14 protein-coding genes and 2 pseudogenes are annotated in these 19212 nt (G+C 63.3%); 9 read left to right on the top strand and 7 right to left on the bottom strand.

What is annotated here, in order from left to right; translation table 11 throughout:
- Positions 1-31: 31 nt before the first annotated feature.
- Entirely contained in the window at positions 32-910 is an 879-nt protein-coding gene (locus AC6GQJ_RS04490) for an isocitrate lyase/PEP mutase family protein (protein WP_500772179.1), read from the bottom strand.
- A 3-nt stretch (positions 911-913) separates the two neighbouring features.
- Positions 914-1657, bottom strand: coding sequence for a GntR family transcriptional regulator (locus AC6GQJ_RS04485; protein ID WP_500772177.1), 744 nt, complete (start codon positions 1655-1657; stop codon positions 914-916).
- 207 nt (positions 1658-1864) lie between these two features.
- On the opposite strand from AC6GQJ_RS04485, the gene AC6GQJ_RS04480 reads away from it, so the two are divergent.
- The 4 genes from AC6GQJ_RS04480 (at position 1865) to AC6GQJ_RS04465 (ending at position 6279) form a co-directional block, all read left to right on the top strand.
- A complete protein-coding gene (locus AC6GQJ_RS04480) occupies positions 1865-2854 on the top strand; it encodes a tripartite tricarboxylate transporter substrate-binding protein (protein WP_500772176.1) in 990 nt (329 codons plus the stop codon).
- Positions 2855-2959: 105 nt separating this feature from the next.
- Complete coding sequence (locus tag AC6GQJ_RS04475) at positions 2960-3469, top strand: tripartite tricarboxylate transporter TctB family protein (protein ID WP_500772174.1); 510 nt, start codon at positions 2960-2962, stop codon at positions 3467-3469.
- A gap of 13 nt (positions 3470-3482) precedes the next feature.
- A complete protein-coding gene (locus tag AC6GQJ_RS04470) occupies positions 3483-4997 on the top strand; it encodes a tripartite tricarboxylate transporter permease (RefSeq protein ID WP_500772172.1) in 1515 nt (504 codons plus the stop codon).
- Between the two features lie 115 nt (positions 4998-5112).
- Positions 5113-6279, top strand: coding sequence for an iron-containing alcohol dehydrogenase (locus AC6GQJ_RS04465; protein WP_500772170.1), 1167 nt, complete (start codon positions 5113-5115; stop codon positions 6277-6279).
- Between the two features lie 166 nt (positions 6280-6445).
- On the opposite strand, the pseudogene AC6GQJ_RS04460 reads toward AC6GQJ_RS04465, so the two are convergent.
- Together AC6GQJ_RS04460 and AC6GQJ_RS04455 are read right to left on the bottom strand one after the other, a co-directional pair.
- A pseudogene (locus tag AC6GQJ_RS04460) lies at positions 6446-6697 on the bottom strand (glycosyltransferase family 2 protein); the annotation flags it as partial.
- Between the two features lie 17 nt (positions 6698-6714).
- Entirely contained in the window at positions 6715-6924 is a 210-nt protein-coding gene (locus AC6GQJ_RS04455; RefSeq protein WP_500772168.1) for a hypothetical protein, read from the bottom strand.
- Here AC6GQJ_RS04455 and AC6GQJ_RS04450 point away from each other — a divergent pair.
- Together AC6GQJ_RS04450 and AC6GQJ_RS04445 are read left to right on the top strand one after the other, a co-directional pair.
- Positions 6919-7227, top strand: coding sequence for a hypothetical protein (locus tag AC6GQJ_RS04450; RefSeq protein WP_500772166.1), 309 nt, complete (start codon positions 6919-6921; stop codon positions 7225-7227). The two genes, AC6GQJ_RS04455 and AC6GQJ_RS04450, sit on opposite strands and share 6 nt — an antisense overlap.
- Positions 7224-8507 (top strand): annotated as a pseudogene (locus AC6GQJ_RS04445) (O-antigen ligase domain-containing protein). Before AC6GQJ_RS04450 ends, AC6GQJ_RS04445 begins: the two are co-directional and overlap by 4 nt.
- Before the next feature lie 93 nt (positions 8508-8600).
- Here AC6GQJ_RS04445 and AC6GQJ_RS04440 read toward each other — a convergent pair.
- The 3 genes from AC6GQJ_RS04440 to AC6GQJ_RS04430 are packed head-to-tail and all read right to left on the bottom strand — an operon-like array spanning position 8601 to position 12276.
- Positions 8601-10790 (bottom strand): xanthine dehydrogenase family protein molybdopterin-binding subunit, encoded by a 2190-nt coding sequence (locus tag AC6GQJ_RS04440; protein WP_500772164.1) that lies wholly within the window; start codon positions 10788-10790, stop codon positions 8601-8603.
- Positions 10787-11773 (bottom strand): FAD binding domain-containing protein, encoded by a 987-nt coding sequence (locus tag AC6GQJ_RS04435; protein WP_500772162.1) that lies wholly within the window; start codon positions 11771-11773, stop codon positions 10787-10789. Before AC6GQJ_RS04435 ends, AC6GQJ_RS04440 begins: the two co-directional genes overlap by 4 nt.
- Positions 11770-12276, bottom strand: a complete 507-nt coding sequence (locus AC6GQJ_RS04430; protein ID WP_500772160.1) for a 2Fe-2S iron-sulfur cluster-binding protein — start codon at positions 12274-12276, stop codon at positions 11770-11772. Before AC6GQJ_RS04430 ends, AC6GQJ_RS04435 begins: the two co-directional genes overlap by 4 nt.
- Before the next feature lie 281 nt (positions 12277-12557).
- On the opposite strand from AC6GQJ_RS04430, the gene AC6GQJ_RS04425 reads away from it, so the two are divergent.
- The 3 genes from AC6GQJ_RS04425 to AC6GQJ_RS04415 are packed head-to-tail and all read left to right on the top strand — an operon-like array spanning position 12558 to position 19199.
- Positions 12558-15896 (top strand): transglutaminase family protein, encoded by a 3339-nt coding sequence (locus AC6GQJ_RS04425; protein ID WP_500772158.1) that lies wholly within the window; start codon positions 12558-12560, stop codon positions 15894-15896.
- 3 nt (positions 15897-15899) lie between these two features.
- Positions 15900-18317: a circularly permuted type 2 ATP-grasp protein gene (locus tag AC6GQJ_RS04420; RefSeq protein ID WP_500772156.1), complete on the top strand. Its 2418-nt coding sequence runs from the start codon at positions 15900-15902 to the stop codon at positions 18315-18317.
- A 3-nt stretch (positions 18318-18320) separates the two neighbouring features.
- Entirely contained in the window at positions 18321-19199 is an 879-nt protein-coding gene (locus AC6GQJ_RS04415) for a transglutaminase family protein (RefSeq protein ID WP_500772154.1), read from the top strand.
- Positions 19200-19212 lie beyond the last annotated feature (13 nt).

Genomic DNA, 19212 nt, shown 5'->3' with positions numbered 1-19212 from the left:
TCCACTTTTCGGCACCCTTAGGGGTGGCGTTTTACTCTGCCGCCTCCGGCACATCGCCCCACTTTTTCTCGAACTCCCAGACCTCAGAAAACCCGATCAGCCCGTTGAATTCCTGAAAGTCAAACAGCGGCACGTCGGGCGACAGCGATGTGCCCGTGGCCTTCAGCGTGTTCAGCGCGGTTTCCACCGCTGCCGCTGCTGCCAGTCCGGTCAGGGCAGGGAAGATAGCAAGGGAATAGCCGATGTCCTGCAACTTGCTGGCTGGCAGGATCGGGGTGCGCCCGCCATCGGCCATATTCGCCATCATCGGCGCGTCGATCAGCTCGCAGGCCTTGCGCATCTCTTCCTCGGTATCCAGCGCCTCAAGGAACACCACATCGGCACCGGCATCGCGATACCGCAGCAGACGTTCAACCGAGGCATCAAACCCTTCCATCGCCTTGGCATCCGTACGCGCGATGATCAGCGCGTCAGCCCCGTCGCGTGCGTCGCAGGCCACCTTGATCTTCTGTTCCATCTCGGCGGACGGGATAACCTGCTTGAACGGGGTATGCCCGCATTTCTTGGGGAATTTCTGGTCTTCCATCTGGATCGCCGTGGCGCCCGCGCTGATATAGCCGCGCACGCTGTGCGCGACATTCAGCAACCCGCCAAAGCCCGTGTCCGCATCGGCAATCACGCCTGCATCGCAGGTCCGCGCAAGAGTGCGCAGGCGCTGCACCATCTCGGTATAGGTGGTGATGCCCGCATCCGGCAGCCCCTCAGCCGAGGCGGTGCCCCAGTAGCCCGAGGAATAGACAAAATCAAACCCGACCTTGTTGGCAATCACCGCCGAAATCATGTCGTGAATGCCGGGGGCGGTGACGAACTGCCCTGCCTCTAGGGCCGCTTTTAAACTGGGTTTGCTCATGGGTTAGGTTCCTTTTTGACTTGTTTTCGTCGGAGCCTTGCGCTCCGCTGGATCTGTTGCGTTGTCCTCGTAGGTGCCCTTGAACACGCGCGCGGCGGCCAGAATATGGGCGCGCATCACGGCAGCGGCCCAATCGGCCTCGCCCTCGCGGATCGCGGTGACAAGCTGGCGGTGGTCGGACAGCGACCGGTTCACGTCCTCCTGTTCGAACAGGCGGTAGGACTGTACGAGGAACCCGAGGTCCATCAGGTTCAATGCGATATCTTCGATGCGACGATTGCCCGACATGCGCAGGATATGGCCGTGGAAATCGCGGTTCATCTCGGAATAGCCGTGCACATCGCGCAAAGGCTCTCCGGCGGCACCTTCCATACGGCGCGCCAGATCGTCGAGAATCTGAATGTCCTGCGCCGTGGCGGCGCGGGCGGCGCGGCCTGCGGCTTCGGCTTCGATAATGGCGCGGGTTTCGAACACGTCGCGCGCGTCCTGCGACGACCAGCCTTTTACCAGCGCGCCCGCATGGGGCGACAGCGTCACGAATCCTTCCGATGCCAGACGGCGCAGCGCCTCGCGGACGGGCGTGCGCGAAACATCCAGCGCCTCGGCCAGCGCCCCTTCGGTCAGACGATCCCCCACACTGTAGACGCCGGCGGATATGTCGTCGCGCAGCGTTTCATAGACACGGGACGAGGCTGTCTTGTTGGGTTTTTTGGTTTTTGGGCCGTCTTTGGAAGGGGGGGTTGCCATGGCGAATTCTCCTGTCGGCACAATATGGCACATGTGCCGTCAAAAACCTCTCTTATCTCTAAGTTGTATGCAATCTGAGATCAATTGGTAAAATTTAACGGCAATGCTTGACTAATTGTATACCAAGCGTAGTGTCGCCCTCGGGATCGGGCAGGTCGTCACATGGCGTCTGTCCGCATATCGGATCATCAGGAGGAGAGATTGATCATGAAGTACGGATTTGGCCGCAGGGCTTTTCTTGGCGCTATGACAGGACTGGCGCTTGCCGCGACGGGCGCTGCTGCGCAAGACGCCTATGAACCCGGACGATTCGAGATCATCGTGCCGTTCAACCCCGGTGGATCGGCCGACCGCATGGCGCGTTCGATCAGCCAGTTCCTGCCCGAAGAACTGGGCGTGCCGGTCACGGTCACCAACCGCCCCGGCGGCAGTGGCGCACTGGGTCACACCTTCTTCCTGCAACAGCCCGATGATGGGTCTGTTGGTCTGGTCAGCCCTGTGAACCCCTACCTGATTTCCAACATCCTGCGCGGGCAGGGCATGGTGGAATGGGACAAGTTCCACTTCATCAACGGCCAGTGGCAGGACTATTACGTGCTGCTGGTGAACAAAGAACAGCCGTTCCAAACAGGGGCCGAGCTGATCCAGTTCATCAAGGACAATCCGGGCGAGGCGACCTCGGCGATCATCAACGGCGATGGCGGGCATCTTGCACAGGTCATCATGCTGCAACGTCTGGGGCTGGAACCCGATGCGATCAACTTCATCAGCTACGATGGTGGCGCGCCGATGCGGACCGCGCTGGCCGGTAATCAGGTCACGTTCTCGCTGATCTCGGGCCTCGGCTCGTCTGTCATTGCCGAAGACGTGCGTCCGCTGGCGGTGATCAAGGCCGAACCCGATGACATCTGGGACGCACCGAACATCAACGACGTGCTGGCCGAATTCGACGCCGAAATCCCCTTGCTTGCGGCAGACCTGCGCACGCTGGTTGTGCACGCCAGCTTTAAGGAAAAGCACCCCGAGCGGTACGAAACCCTTGTCGCGGCCTACAAGCGGATGCTTGAGCGCGACGACTACAAGGCGTTCATCCAAGAGGGCAGCATTGGAGGCCAGTGGATGGGACCGGAAGCAACCGCCGAGTCGCTTGAAGCAAGCTATGAAGCGTTCTCAGAAAACATCGGCGCGCTGGAATAATCCTGCACAGACGGGGCCGGACCGGGATTTACGGTCCGGCCCCGATTGCCATGATCCCCACCGCGGATGCGGGGCAGGGACGACGAGAACAAAAGGGAGGCAGCGATGCGCAGTATCATGAAGCGTTTGAGCGGGGCCACGGGACATGTCCTGCTGTTGGGCGGTTTTGCAGCCTACGCGCTGTGGTATGCGAACGACGCATGGAGCGCGCAATCCAAGGTGCAGAACATGCTGCTGATCGGTCCTGCCGCCGCACTGGCGCTGGTGATCATCGCGGCCTTGCTGCTCAAGGAAATACAGCGCGCTGTCTCGGACGCGCCTGTCCCGCCAGAGGATGATCCGGCGGCAGATGTGCCCACGGGCGACGCGGATCAGCGCAGCTTTCGTCAGGTCTGGGGCACGCCGCTGTCCGCGATCCTGTTACTTGTCTATGTGCTAAGCGTGCCGTTCGTCGGCTTTGACATCGGTACCGTCACCTATATCGCGCTGTGCATGTTGCTTCAGGGCGCGCGCGACTGGCGCGTGATTGTGCCGTTCTCGCTCGCTGCGGGACTGCTGCCGCTCTGGGCGATTGAAACGATCCTGTCGATCTCCATTCCCACCACCTTTTTGTGAACTGAGGCCCCTTATGATCGATCTCGCTGCTGCAAGCGACGCCATCGCCCTTCTGGCCGGAAACCCGATGGCGTGGCTGGTTGTGCCCCTCGGATTGCTAATCGGCCTGACCTTCGGCGTTCTGCCCGGACTGTCGGTGCCGATTGCCATGGCGGTGGTGCTGCCGTTTACGCTGAACATGGATTTCCTGTCGGCCATCCTGTTCCTCACGGCGATCTTCACGGGGGGCGGCTTTGGCGGTTCGGTCCCTGCGATCCTGATGAACGTGCCGGGTACGACGGCGGCCATTGCCACCTGTTTTGACGGCTATCCCATGGCGCGCATGGGCCGCCATAACGAGGCACTGGGCCTTGCGCTGGCCGCGTCGACCGTTGGCACGATTGTCGGCTACACGCTGCTGTTTGTGCTGCTTGAGCCGATTTCGCGGCTCGTGCTGAAACTGGGCGCGCCCGAACTGTTTCTGGTCGCGGTGGCGGGTCTGTTCCTGATCGCCGCCCTGTCGGGCCGGTTCTTCTGGCGCGGTGTGCTGGCGGGCGCCGTCGGACTGATGCTGGGCACAATGGGGATGAGTTCATCCGGCGTCATGCGCGGCACGGCAGGGTCGATGTACATGCTCGACGGGATCGCGACGACTGCCGCCATTATCGGCCTGTTCGCAGCCTCTGAAATCTTTGCGCTGGTCAAAAGCGATTATATCGTCGCGGATGCCTCGGCCCGTCAGGTGAAACTGTCGCTGATCGCCAAAGGGTTCACCGGCGCGTTCAAACACTGGTACCTGATGATACGCGGCGGCGTGATCGGTGCGACGGTCGGCTCGGTGCCCGGTGTCGGCTCTACAGTCGCCAATCTGGTCAGCTATTCCTTTGCGCGCGCGCGGTCTGACACTGGCGCGAGCTTTGGCAAGGGCAACCCCGAAGGCGTCATCGCGGCGGAATCGGCGAACTCCTCGTCCGAAGGCGGATCCATGGTCGCGCTTCTGGCCCTCGGCATTCCGGGCGGGGCGGGCACGGCGATCATGCTGGGCGCGTTTGCCATGCACAACGTCACAGGCGGGCCACGTTTTGTGTCTGATAACAAAGACATCGTCTATGCGATCATCGGTGGCAACCTTGTGCAGGCGATCCTGCTGGCGGGCATGGGGCTTTTGTTCCTGCGCATCGCGGTCACCATCGTCAAAGTGCCGTTGCGCTATCTTTTGCCGGTGATCACCGTGCTGACCGTGCTGGGCGCCTATGCGCTGTCGCAGAACATGGTGGGGCCGATCACCCTCGCCGCCGGTGCGATGCTGGGCCTGATCATGAAGCATTTCAACTATCCCGTGGTGGCCATGGTCATCGGCCTGTTGCTGGGCCGGATGATGGAGGGCAACCTGCTGCGCACATGGCAACTGGGGCGCGGCGACTTCACCATCTTTTTCGAACGCCCGATCTCGCTGGGCCTGCTGATCGCGCTGTGCCTTGTTGCCGTCCTGCCTTTTGTGATGAAGCGCGTGAATGCGCGTCAGGCACAGCAGGATAGCGGGCTGTGACCCGGCCTTGCGCCGGATCCGCCGGGGCCGTGCCCATCAAACCTACTTTCGCGGCAGCGCCGATGCTGCGTAACATCACCTACGTTTCCAACCCTCTGACCAAGGACAGCTTCCGATGACGCAGACACTCGCTCCTTTTTCTTTCGACACTCCCGGCTCGATGCTGGTGGAATGGGATGGCGCTGCACGCATGGGCGCGCTGCTGGGCGGCTGGTTCTCGGAACGCAATGTGTTGATCGTGACGGACAAGTTCCTGAACGACTCCGGCCTGCTGGCCCCTGCGATTGCGTCGCTGGAAGGCGAAGGGTTCACGATCTCGATCTTCGACGATGTGGTCGCGGACCCCCCCGAACATATCGTCGCCGCCTGTGTCGCGCAGGGCAAAGAGGCGGGCGCGGATATCGTGCTGGGGCTGGGGGGCGGTTCTTCGATGGATATTGCCAAGATCACCGCGCTGATGCTCGGCTCGGACCAGCCTTTGTCCGAGATGTACGGCATCGGCAATGTGCGCGGCAATCGTGTGCCGCTGGTGCAGGTGCCGACCACCGCAGGCACGGGATCGGAGGTGACAAACATCACCATCCTGACGACCGGAGAGACGACCAAAATGGGCATCGTGTCGACCCAGCTTTATGCCGACCGCGTGATACTGGATGCCAAGCTGACCACAGGCTTGCCCCAGTGGCAAACAGCCGCCACGGGCATCGACGCCATGGTTCACGCGATCGAGGCCTATACCAGCCAGCACAAGAAAAACCCGCTGTCGGACGTCTTCGCCCGCGAGGCGCTGCGCCTGATGGCGGCGAACCTTCTCACCGCCTGCACCGATGGCACCAACCGCGCCGCGCGCGAGGCGATGTTGCTGGGCGCGACACTGGCAGGGCAGGCGTTTTCCAACAGCCCCGTCGCGGCGGTCCATGCGCTGGCCTATCCGCTGGGCGGGCACTACCACCTGCCACACGGGCTGACCAACGCGCTGATGCTGGGGCCTGTGCTGCGCTACAACATGACCGCTGCGGCCCAGCATTACGCCGAACTGGCCGATGTGGTGCTTGGCCCGTCGGACGAGGGGATACAGGCCCGTTCCGCCAGTTTCGTGGCGTTCATGCAGGATCTGATGGAACGCTCCGGCGCGCCGCTGCGCCTGCGTGATGTGGACGTGCCAGAGGGCGATCTGCCCATGCTGGCGCGCGATGCGATGCTGCAAACGCGCCTGCTGGTGAACAACCCTGTCGAAGTAACCGAGGCAGACGCGCTGCGCCTCTACCGCGAGGCTTACTGACGCCTACGGCGCCACGACTTCCTGCGCTTGCGGGGCGGGCGATAGGCGATCTCTTCAAAACGGCGCGGCGGAGCACAGCGGCAAAGCTGTGGCCGATCGGGTTGGGCTTGAGGATATGCGCGGCAAGTTTCGTCGGCTCCCAGATGTCATCGGCGTCGCAGAACCCGATCACATCGGCACGCGTGGCGTCGATGCCGGTATTGCGTGCTGCCGCCAGACCGCGGTTGCGTTGGTGGATGATGCGCAGGCGTGGTTCGGACGCGAAGCGGTCCAGAACCGGCGACAGCGCATCGGTCGAACCGTCATTGACCACGATTATTTCGAAGTCGGTAAAGGTTTGCGCGACAAGCGCTTCAAGCGTGGCGCCCAAGGTGCGGGCAACGTTGAAGGCGGGGACGATGAGGGATGCAGCAGGCATGGCGATCTCCGAAGGGATTAGCGGGCGAACAGGGCGCGGGTAAGGGCGGCGGGGAACACAACCGCGCAACAGGCGGCTCCAAGGGTCAGCACCCCGCGCATCGGTTGCGCGAAAAAGCCGACAGGGCTGGTCACGACGCCACGCAGCGCAAGGGCAAGGGGGCTGGTTCTGCTGCCCGTCAGGCGCAGGGCGCAGCGGGCAAGATAGCGGTAGTAGACAGAATGCACGGCCTTGTCCCCGTTGCCGCCGACCTCAAGGATCTGGAACGGAATTTCTCGGTTGCCGAGGCGGTCTTTGCCTCTGCGATTGCGCGGGCCGAAACAGGCAAATCGGATGTCTACGCGTCCTATCCGCTGGTGCAGGTGCTGGAAAACCCGTCCCTGCCGGATCGCCCGTCCTCGCCGAACCGCAAGTTGGCCATCGCGGCGGGCATCGCGGCGACATTCATGATGCTGATGGGCCCGTCGCTCGGCTGGATCCGCCTCGCGCTGATCTCTCGTCTGCTGCGCAAACCGGATGCCACGCCATGACCGGCATGAACCCGACCGAACGCTTCGTCTATCGCACGTTGGTGTGGACGTGGCCGTTTTATGGGCTTGGGGCGCTCTATGTGGTCGGGCCGGTGATTGCGTGGCTGCTGGGCGGGCTGGCGGTGCTGGTGCTGTATCTGGGCGAAGCGGTGCGCGATGATATGCGCGCGACCGGTTCAACCTCGCCGGTGGTCTGGGCGTGGATTGCGGGCATGTTTGTGCTGCTGGTCGCGCTCTGGATCGGGCATCTGGATTGGGCGCTTGGTACCAAACAGACGATTAAATCCTCTATCGGCTGGGCCAAGGGTTGGGCATTGCTGGCGTTGTTTCCGCTGATCGGGGCGGTGGTGCCGATCCGCCGGTCGGTTCTGGTGCGTGGCCAATGCGTGATCGGCCTTTGGACGCTGATTCTTACACCGATGCTGCTCGCCGCGCCTTATCCGGGCCTGCCCGAACGTATCTTCACCTCCCCGCTCAAGGCGATTGGCGGGCCGGGGCCTGAGTATTTCTCGGTCTTTCTGTTCACATGGGATCCGGCCAGTTGGACGCCACGCTGGCAGTTCTATGCGCCATGGTCGCCCTTTGCCGCGCTGTTGGGCGTGGTCATGGTGCTGCTCGCGCTCGAAGAACGCTGCATCAAATGGCGCAGCATCGGGATTGCAGCGGGCACGCTGATGATCCTTGCCTCGAAATCGCGCATGGGTCTTGTGGGCCCTGTTGCCTGCACCATTGGTCCGCGCATGATGCCGCTGCTGCTGCGCGGTTGGGCGTGGCAGGTCGGGGCGGCGCTGATGGCGTCGATGGCTATGCTGGGCACCTTCGTCGCGAATGCCGCCCTTGATGCGGTGGCGGCGTTCAAGGGCGCGCGCAGTGAGAGCACCCGTGTGCGCAGCTCCTTGCAGCGCATTGCGTCCGAACGCTGGTAGAACGATGGGTTCTGGTTTGGCCACGGCACCGTCCATCCGGGCAGTCATGCGGTGGAATACATGCCCATCGGTAGTCAGCAAACATGGTTCGGCCTGCTGTTCGTGAAGGGGCTTGTGGGGCTGCTGGCGCTGCTGGTGCCGTTTGTCTGGCAAACGGGGCTGGCGCTGGTCGACGCGGCGCGCCACCCGCGTGGCTATCTGCCGTTGGGTGTGATGATGACGCTGACGCTGCTGTCTTTTGGCGAGAATATCGAGATCGAGGCCTATCTGCTGTGGCCCAGACTGGTGATTCTCGGCATCCATGCGCGCGAATGTGCGGACGGGCCGGATTGTGTGGCGGATGGTCCGCTGTGATGAGGGAGGTGCGAGTGTTCGCAGGATGATGCTCGACGCAAAAAGGCCGCCGGAATGCGGCGGCCCTTTCTGATCATCACGGATCAACGCGTCTCACATCCCGGCAATCACCTTGTCCAGCGTCGCAGGGTAGTCGCGCACCCGCACGCCAGTCGCGTTGAAGATCGCGTTGGTGATCGCCGCCGCCGCGCCGCAAATGCCCAACTCGCCGATCCCTTTGGCCTGCAAGGGGTTGGCCCAGTCGTCGCGTTCTTCCAGCAACTCGACCGTCAATTGCGGCACATCCGCGTTCACAGGGATATGGTATTCGGCTAGATTATGGTTCGTCACATGCCCGTCCCGCGGGTCAAAGGCCATCTCTTCGGTCAAGGCGATGCCGATGCCAAAGGTCATCCCGCCCAGACATTGCGAGCGCGCCGTCTTGGCGTTCAGGATGCGCCCCGCGGCAAAGCTGCCGTGCATCCGGCGCACGCGGGTTTCACCCGACGCGGCGTGCACCGCGACCTCAGCGAAATAGGCCCCGAACGTGGCCTGCCGCACAGCTTTGGACGTCTCGCCCGGTACCACATGGCCGACCTTGGCGATCTCGTCGCCTTGCAGAATGTCGGACAGCGCCTTGGTCTGGTTGTCGAAGGTGGCGCGCCCGTCTTGCAGGGTTATATCCGCCTCGCTCGTGCCTAGACGGTCGGCCAGCTGGCGGCGGATCGCCTCGCACGCAAGGTAGACCGAGGTACCGCTGGACGCAGCCCCCCACGACCCACCCGATCCCGCGCCTGCGGGCAGGGTGGTGTCGCCCAGCACAACCTCGATCGCGTCGTGGGGCAGGCCCAGCATATCGCCTGCGATCTGGCCAAGGATCGCATAGGTGCCGGTGCCGATGTCGGTCATATCCGTTTCGACCCGCACCTTGCCCTCGGGCAACAGGGTCACCCGCGCCTCGCTTTCCATCAGGATGTTCACCCGCGCAGCCGAGGCCATGCCATAGCCGATCAGCCATTCGCCTTCGCGCCGTTCCCTGACGGCGGGGCGGTCTTTCCAGCCAAAGGCCTCCGCCCCGCTATCCAATGCCTCGCGGAACCGACGGGATGAATAATCCTTGCCGCTTTCGGGGTCGGTTTCGGGGATGTTGCGGCGGCGCAGTTCCACCGGATCCATGCCGATTTCATGGGCCAACTCGTCCATTGCGTTTTCCAGAACGGTGACGCCCACCGCTTCACCCGGAGCGCGCACCGATCCGGCGCACATGCGGTGCAAGCGCGCCAGTTCCAGCGACATTTTGCGGTTTTCACCGGCGTAGAGGAAATGGGTGGCCTGCAAGACAGGTTCGGCAAATGCTTCGCCGGGCAAGTTCGAGACGCGCGCGTCATGGCCCAGCCCGCTTAGCCGTCCATCGGCATCGGCGGCAAGGCGCACCCGTTGCGAGGTTTCGGACCGCCGCATCGTCGCCTCGTAGACCTGCGGGCGTTGCAGCGCGACCGACACAGGCCGCCCGAGTTCCTTCGCGGCGATGGCGGCGGCGACCGCTTCGGGCGACAGGCCCAGCTTGGCCCCGAACCCGCCACCCACATAAGGAGAGATAATGCGGATGGTGTCGGGGTGGATTCCAAGCGCGTCGGCCAGTTCGTTGCGGTTGTATTTCAGCATCTGGTAGCTGCCGCGCAGGGTCAGATTGTCGCCCTCCCACGACGCGATACTGGCATGCGGTTCCATGGCGGAACTGGAATGGGACGGCGTGGTATAGGTGACATCGACGCTGTAGGGCGCATTGCGCATCGCGGCGTCAAGGTCGCCCATGTCGACCGCTTCGTCCTCTTGCGGCTCGACAGCCGCGGTGGCGGGGTCCACCGGCACTTCCTCGCCGCCCTCAAGCACGACGCGCAGCGATTGTGCCGCATGGCGCGCCTGTTCAAAGCTTTCTGCGACAACGACGGCGATCAACTGGCCGGTATAGGCGATCTTGTCCGCTGTCTGGATCGGGGCGGCGTTCGCGGTGCCTTGGGCGGGATTGCGCAGCAGGCGGTCGTCCTGGATCACGGCCAGAACGCCCGCCATGCCTGCCACTTCGTCGCGGTTGGACAAAACGGCGCGCCCGCTATTGCCCGGTGCGCGCACCATGACACCATGCACCATGCCCTCAACGTGCCATTCGTTGGCGTATGTCGCGGTGCCGGTGACCTTTAACGGTCCTTCTGGCCGGTCCAGTGGCGCGCCTACCAGACCTTGGTGCATGTCATCCAACCGGCGTGCGGTGGCGGGGGCGTCCATCTTGAAACGTTCGGTCATGTGCGCACCTCTTGCGTCAGTTCCGTCAGCACCGACACCAGCGTGCGGCGGGTGAGGGGGATTTTGAAATCGTTGTCGCCAAAGCCCTGCGCATCGGAGAGCAGCAGGTCAGCGGCCTTGTTGAACAGCGCCTCGTCGGGAACTTCGCCCACCAACAACTCTTCAACGCGCGCATCGCGCCACGGTTTCGGGGCCAAACCGCCAAAGGCCAGATCGGCGCGGGCAATGCGCCCGTCCGTCACCTCGACGATGCCTGCCACCGACACGAGCGCAAACGCGTAAGAGGCACGATCCCGCACCTTGCGATAGGTCTGCCGCCCCGCGACAGGGGCGGGTAGGACAACGGCGGTGATCAACTCGCCATCTTCCAGCACAGTCTCGCGGTCGGGGCGATCCCCGGGCAACAGGTACAGTTCATCCAGTGTCAGGCGGCGGGTACAGTCGTCTTGCTTTAGCGTCTCGACCTCGGCCCCAAGGGCACGCATGGCCACAGCCATGTCGCTGGGATGGGTGGCGATGCAGTGTTCGGATGTGCCCAGCACGGCAAGGATGCGGTTGAATCCGTCGCGCGCGGCGCAGCCCGATCCGGGGTTGCGTTTGTTGCACGCGGCGGCGCGGTCGTAGAAATAGAGGCAGCGCGTGCGTTGCAGCAGGTTACCACCGGTGGTCGCCTTGTTGCGCAACTGCCCGCTGGCACCGGCCAGCAAGGCGCGGCTGAGGACAGGCCAGCTTTCCCGTACCCGCGTGTCATTCGCCAGATCACTGTTCGTAACAAGCGCGCCAATGCGCAGCCCGCCATCTTCGGTCTCTTCGATCTTGTTCAGGTCCAGCCGGTTGATGTCCACCAGACTGTCGGGTGTCATCACCTCAAGCTTCATCAGGTCCAGAAGGTTGGTGCCGCCTGCAATGAACGTCCCCCCGTTTGAGGCGTGGCGCGCGGCGTCAACGCTGCTGTCGGCGCGGGTATAGTCAAAGGCCCTCATGCGCTTTTCCCCGCTGCCTTGCGGATCGCCGCGACGATGTTGGGATAGGCCGAACAGCGGCAGAGGTTCCCGCTCATCCGTTCGGAAATTTCTTCGTCCGTCATCTCAGCCACGGCTGTCAGATCGTCAGTCACATGGCTGGGCCACCCGTTCGAAATTTCTTCAAGCATAGCAGTGGCCGAACAAATCTGGCCGGGGGTGCAATAGCCACACTGGAACCCGTCCTCTTCCACAAAGGCAGCTTGCAGGGGGCTCAGGTTGTCAGGCTGGCCGACACCTTCGATGGTTGTCACCTCGTCCCCGTCATGCATGCAGACCAGCGTGAGGCAGGAATTGATGCGCCGCCCGTTTACCATCACCGTACAGGCCCCGCATTGGCCGTGATCGCAGCCCTTTTTGCTGCCTGTCAGTCCCAGATGGTGGCGCAATGTGTCCAGCAGCGTGGTGCGTGGATCAAGGTCCAGATCATGGCGGGTGCCGTTTATGGTCAGGTTTGTCTGCACGGGGGGAAGTCCTTTGGCTGAAGTTCAGGGCTGGCAAACAAACCGCCCCGCCTGTCATTGGTTCCGAATTATCTCGGCCCCCGTGGTATCCAAACCATCGGTCAGTCACCCCGTGCGCCCAAAAAAGCGCCGCTTGGTGACGGCCACGGCCCGCCCCTTGGGCAGAACCCTGTTTGCCTGCGCCGCCACGGCACAGATCACCGCCGAAAACGGGCCGCGCCGGAATTTGGAGGTTGCTGCGACGCAGCGCCCCCCTCATTGTGAGGGGAAGGAGACCCTTTATGTCGATTACCGCCAGTATCTATCACCTGACCCATTACAAATATGACCGTCCGGTCACGTTGGGGCCGCAGTCGATCCGCCTGCGCCCTGCGCCGCATTCGCGCACACGGGTGATTTCGCACAGCCTCAAAGTCTCGCCCGCGGGGCATTTTGTGAACCACCAGCAAGACCCTTACGGCAACTGGCTGGCGCGTTTTGTGTTCCCCGAGCCGGTGCGCGAGTTCAAGATCGAGGTGGATCTGGTGGCCGATATGTCGGTCTACAACCCGTTCGACTTTTTCGTCGAGGACAGCGCCAAGGATTTCCCGTTCCAGTACGACGACGACATCGCGCCGGATCTGAGCATTTACCTCAACCGCGATCCTGTGGGCCCGCTGCTTGAGGCGTTTTTGCACTCCATCTCGCGCACGCCCACGGTGACAATCGACTTCCTTGTGGGGTTGAACATGCGCCTGTCGAACGAGATCAACTATGAAATCCGCATGGAACCCGGTGTGCAAACGGCCGAGCAGACCTTGGGCCGCGCCGCCGGATCGTGCCGCGATTCCAGTTGGCTGCTGGTGCAGGTGCTGCGCAACCTCGGCATCGCGGCGCGGTTTGTGTCGGGCTATCTGATCCAGTTGAAACCCGACCTTGTGGCGCTGGATGGCCCTGCGGGCACCGACAAGGATTTCACCGATCTGCACGCGTGGGTCGAGGTTTATTTGCCCGGTGCGGGCTGGGTCGGGCTGGACCCGACCTCGGGCCTGTTGGCAGGGGAAAGCCATATTCCGCTGGCCGCCACCCCGCATTACCGTCATGCCGCACCGATTTCCGGTGTGGCCAGCGTGGCGGATGTGGAATTCTCGTTCGACATGCAGGTGACACGCACCGCCGAGCATCCGCGCATAACCAAGCCGTTCTCGGATGACGCATGGGATGCGCTGAACTCCCTTGGCCATGCGGTGGACAAGCGGCTTGAGGCGGGCGATGTGCGCCTGACCATGGGGGGCGAGCCGACCTTTGTGTCGATTGACGATTTCGAAAGTGCAGAGTGGAATTCCGACGCCGTCGGCCCCACCAAGCGCGGGCTGGCGGATGATCTGATGCGCCGCTTGCAGGGCAAATTCTCGACCGGCGGGCTGCTGCGCTACGGGCAGGGCAAGTGGTATCCGGGCGAGACATTGCCGCGCTGGACCTTCTCGCTGTACTGGCGCAAGGACGGTCAGCCGATCTGGCACAATCCCGACCTTCTGGCCCGCGAGGACACCCAAGAGGATGTTGGCCCCGACGATGCACAGGCGTTGCTGTCGGCCATCGCTGCCCATCTGGACGTACCCACGCAGAACGTGCTGCCCGCCTATGAAGACCCCGCTGAGTGGATCATTAAGGAAGGCAATCTGCCCGCCAATGTGACGCCGGAAAACTCCAAACTGGCCGATCCCGAAGAACGCGCGCGGATTGCGCGGGTGTTCGAACGCGGCCTGACCACGCCCGCAGGCTATGTCCTGCCCGTGCAACGCTGGCAGGCGCGCGCCTCCAGCCGCTGGATGTCCGAAGTCTGGCAATTGCGGCGCGGCAAGGTCTATCTGGTCGCGGGCGACAGCCCCGTTGGCTACCGCCTGCCGCTTGGCACCCTACCGCATATACCCGAAAGCAGCTTTCCCTTTATCGTGCCGCAGGATCCGACCGAACCGCGGGGCCCGTTGCCGGACGCCAAGCCGCCCGAGGCCGAGGCCGAACCCGCCTTGCCGGACCAGCCCGTGGCACAGCGCAGTCAGGACAGGTCGGGCCAGCAAGAGGTGGTTGAACAGACCCTTGGCGACCTCAGCGGGCGCGTGCGCACCGCCATTTCCGTCGAACCCCGCGACGGGCGTCTGTGCGTGTTCATGCCGCCGGTCGAAACGCTGGAAGACTACCTTGACCTCATCGCCGCCGTCGAGGCCGCCGCCACCTCAACAGGGCGGAAGGTGCTGATCGAAGGCTATGCGCCGCCGTCCGATCCGCGCATCGAAGTGATGCGCATCGCCCCCGATCCCGGCGTGATCGAGGTGAACATCCACCCCGCCGCCACGTGGCAGGATTGCGTGAACACCACCCAAGCCGTCTATGAAGAGGCGCGCCAGTGCCGTCTTGGCACCGACAAGTTCATGATCGACGGTCGTCACACTGGCACAGGCGGGGGCAATCACGTGGTGGTCGGGGGCGCGACCCCTAACGACAGCCCGTTCCTGCGCCGCCCCGATCTGCTCAAAAGCCTGATCCTGTTCTGGCAGCGCCACCCGAGCCTTTCCTACCTGTTCGCGGGCACTTTTGTCGGGCCGACCTCGCAAGCGCCGCGCATCGACGAGGCGCGCCATGACACGCTGTACGAGCTGGAAATCGCGCTGGACCAGATCTGGCCCCCAGGTGATGGCACTGCCCCGCCGCCGCCATGGCTGACCGACCGGCTGCTGCGCAATGCGCTGATCGACGTGACGGGCAACACCCACCGCACTGAAATCTGCATCGACAAGCTGTTCTCGCCCGACGGGCCGACGGGGCGTCTGGGCCTTGTGGAATTCCGCGGCTTTGAAATGCCGCCCAACCCGCGGATGAGCCTTGCGCAACAACTGCTGCTGCGCGCCATCATAGCCCGCTGTTGGGAAGAACCGATCAGCGGCAATCTGGTCCGCTGGGGCACCACGCTGCACGACCGTTTCATGCTGCCCGCCTTTGTGTGGGAGGACTTCGAGGAGGTGCTCGCCGATCTGCGCGCGCATGACATGGTCTTTGACCCTGCATGGTTCGCCGCCCAGTCCGAGTTCCGCTTCCCGTTCTGTGGCGAGGTTGCCTATGAAGGGATCACGCTGGAACTGCGCCAAGCGCTTGAGCCGTGGCATGTCATGGGCGAAACCGGCGCGATTGGCGGTACGGTACGCTATACCGACAGTTCCTCGGAACGGTTGCAGGTGGCGCTGTCGGGGGCCAATCCCGACCGCTACACCGTCACTGCGAACGGGCGCAGCGTGCCGCTGACCCCGACGGCCAATGCGGGCGTGAAGGTGGGCGGGGTACGCTTCAAGGCATGGAAACCGGCGATGTCGCTGCATCCGGTGCTTGAGGTGGACGCGCCACTGACCTTTGACATCTTTGACACATGGACCGGCAAATCCCTTGGCGGCTGCCGCTATCACGTTGCCCATCCGGGCGGGCGCAACTTTGATACCTTCCCCGTGAACGGTAACGAGGCCGAGGCGCGCCGCCTGAGCCGGTTCGAGAAAATGGGCCACAGCACCGGCACCCATGTGCCGCCCCCCGAACGCACGCATCCCGAATTCCCGATGACGCTGGACTTGCGGCGCAGGGCAGGGCTCTGACGGATGCAGACAGCACAGGACAGCAGCAGCGCCGATGCGGCGAACGCGCAGCGTCTTCTTGACGCCTATATCGCCCGTGGCGGCGCGCAAAACGACGAAATGCTGTTGCCCGATGGCACGATCAAACCGGTCTGGGCGCCGTTCTTCGAACACCTCAGCGCCCTGTCGCCCGAAGAGCTGAACGCGCGCTTTGCCCGTGGGGATCAACATTTGCGCGATGCGGGTGTCCTGTTCCGCCAATATGACGAGACGGTGTCGACTGAGCGGGAATGGCCCCTTAGCCACATCCCCGTGATCCTTGATGAAGAGGAATGGCAGGTCATCTCGGATGGGCTGATCGAACGGGCGGACCTGCTGGAATATGTGCTGCGCGACTTTTACGGCGACAACAGCCTTGTGGCATCGGGCCAGTTGCCCGCCAAACTGCTGAGCCAGAACCCCGCGTGGCTGCGCCCGATGGTCGGGGTTGGGGACCGCGAGGCCCCGTTACTTAACACTGTGTCCTTCGAGATCGGGCGCGGGCCGGATGGCAAATGGTGGGTCATCAGCGATCTGATCGAAGCGCCATCAACCGCCGGTTTCGCCATCGAGAACCGCATCTCGATGAGCCGCGTCTTTCCCAACTTCTTTTCCGGCGCGAATATCCACCGGTTGGCGGGCTATTTTCAGGAATTCCAGCAACGGTTGATCGACATCAAGGGGCGCACGCAGGGCGAGGTGGCACTGCTGTCGCCCGGGCCGATGAACCAGAACTTTGCCGAACATTCCTATATGGCGCGCTATCTGGGCCTGCTGCTGGTCGAGGGCGAAGACCTGATCGTGCAGGACGGCAAGGCGCAGGTGCGCACCGTGGCGGGGCTGAAACCTGTGGGCCTGCTGTGGAACCGCCTGCCAAGTTCGATGTTCGACCCGCTGGAACTGGATGCGTCATCCATGCTGGGCGCGGCGGGACTGGTCGAGGCGATCCGCAGCGGCGCGCTGAAGACGGTGAACATGGTCGGGGCAGGGGTGCTGGAAACCCGTGCGCTGATGGCGTTCTACCCCAAGATTGCCCGCACCCATCTGGGCCGCGGTCTTGCCCTGCCCAACATCGCCACGTGGTGGTGCGGGCAGGACAGTCAGCGCGACCATGTCATCGCCAACAGCGACCGCATGGTGGTGGGCGATGCGTTTTCCACTGTGCCACTGATGGCCGACCGATCGACCACCGCCTTTGGCCCCTTGGGCGCAGGGCCGCGTGCCCGCGAACTGGCCGATCTGTTGCAAACGGGCGGTCATCGCCTTGTCGGGCAAGAGGCGGTGACGCTATCCACCACCCCTGTCTGGGAAGAGGGGCAACTGGTGGCGCGGCCCATGTGTATCCGCATTTCCATGGGGCGCACGCAGGACGGCTGGACCGTGATGCCGGGGGGCTATGCGCGGATCAGCGCGGGCGATGACGCTAAGGCGCTGGCGATGCAGCAAGGCGGCAAGGTGGCCGATGTCTGGGTCAAAAGCCAGAAACAGGTTGAACCCCTCAGCCTGCTTGCGGTGTCGCGCACGTCTGTCACCAGCAGCCTGACCCATGCGCTTTTGCCCAGCCGTGCGGCGGACAACCTGTTCTGGCTGGGGCGCTATGTGGATCGGGCTGAACAATCCATGCGGCTGTTCCGTGCCTATTTCGCCCGCATCTGCGATGGGGCCGATCACAGCGACACGATGCCCACCTTTATCCGCACCGCGCTGATGGGCGATGCCGCGCCGGATGCTGCCGCGCTTGCCGCGCGCTTTGGCGATCCGCTGGCGCTGGCGCTGCAATCGGCCACGCGCATCTCAGACCGCTTTTCACCAGATGGTATGATGGCGCTGCGCGGGCTGGTGGCGGATGTAAAGGAACTTGATGGCAGGCCCGTCGCGCTTGAGGATATTCCCGTCCAGATCAGCTGGCTTTTGCATCAGGTCAGCGGCTTTGCCGGTCTGGTGCACGAAAACATGTACCGATCCGACGGCTGGCGGTTCCTGAGCATCGGGATATCGCTCGAACGCGCGGCCAATATGTGTGATTTGCTCGCTGCCTGTCTTGAGGCGGACCCCGCCAGCGGCGCGCTGGACCTCGCGCTTGAGGTTGCCGACAGCGTGGTGTCGCACCGCACGCGGTTTCGCATCGCGACCAACGCCGCCTCTGTCATCGACCTGCTGGCGCTGGACCCGAGCAATCCGCGTTCGGTCCGCTATCACATTACCCGTTCCAAGGACCACATCGCCAACCTGCCCAACAAACACGAAGGCCACCACATGAGTCAGGTCGCACGGCAGGTGCTGCTGCTTGAGACGCAACTGGCCACTGCCGGACCGGACGATATAACGCCCGAGGTGCTGAACGAATTCAAGCGTGGCATCTGGACCTTGTCCGACACGCTCAACACCTATCATCTGGCCTAGGCGATGATCTATTCCATCCGCCTGAAGATCGCGCATTTCTACGATCAACCTGCCGCCAACAGCCGCCATTTGATCCGCGTGCAACCGCGTAACCTTGCGGGGCGGCAAACGCTCAAGGCGCATCTGCTCGACATTTCTCCGCCAGCGGAATCGCGGTCGGAATCTGTGGACTTTTTCGGCAACGCCACCCATGTCTGCGCCCATCGCGAGCCGCATTCCGAAATGGCGATCAGCCTGTCCTGTCAGGTGCAGATGGCACCGCCCACCGACTGGCAGGACGTATCGCCCGATGTGGCGCAGGTGCGTGCGGCCTGCGACGGGCTCAGCGATCTGGGACCAGCCTCACCGCTACATTTTCTGGGGCCAAGCCCGCGCCTGCCGGACAATGACGCGATCCGCAGCTTTGCCTTTGACCTGTACGATGCGCAGGCCAGCACCGCCGCGAATGTGATCCGCATCGGCAAGGCGCTGCATGATGCGATGACATTCGACGCGACGGCGACCACGGTAGACACCGATGCGGCGGACGCCTTCAAACAGCGGCGCGGCGTCTGTCAGGACTTTTCCCATATCATGATCCTTGCCCTGCGCGCCTTGGGCATTCCGGTCGGATATGTCAGTGGCTATCTTCGCACGCTGCCACCGCCTGGCGGGGTCAAGCTGGAAGGGGCGGATGCGATGCACGCATGGGTGCAGGCATGGTGCGGTCCGGCGCAGGGATGGATCGAATACGACCCGACAAACGCCACGCTGGTGGGTACTGACCACATCGTGGTCGGGTATGGGCGCGACTATTCCGATGTGTCGCCCGTACGCGGGCATTTGCGATCCTCCGGCGGGCAGAAGAATACCCAAGCCGTGGATGTCGCCATCGTCGACTAACGGGCCCGTTGGG

Source organism: Tateyamaria sp. 7Alg 36 (genome assembly GCF_059882455.1).
Note: the sequence above shows the minus strand (reverse complement) of the source record. Positions and strands in the feature narration are given on the sequence as shown.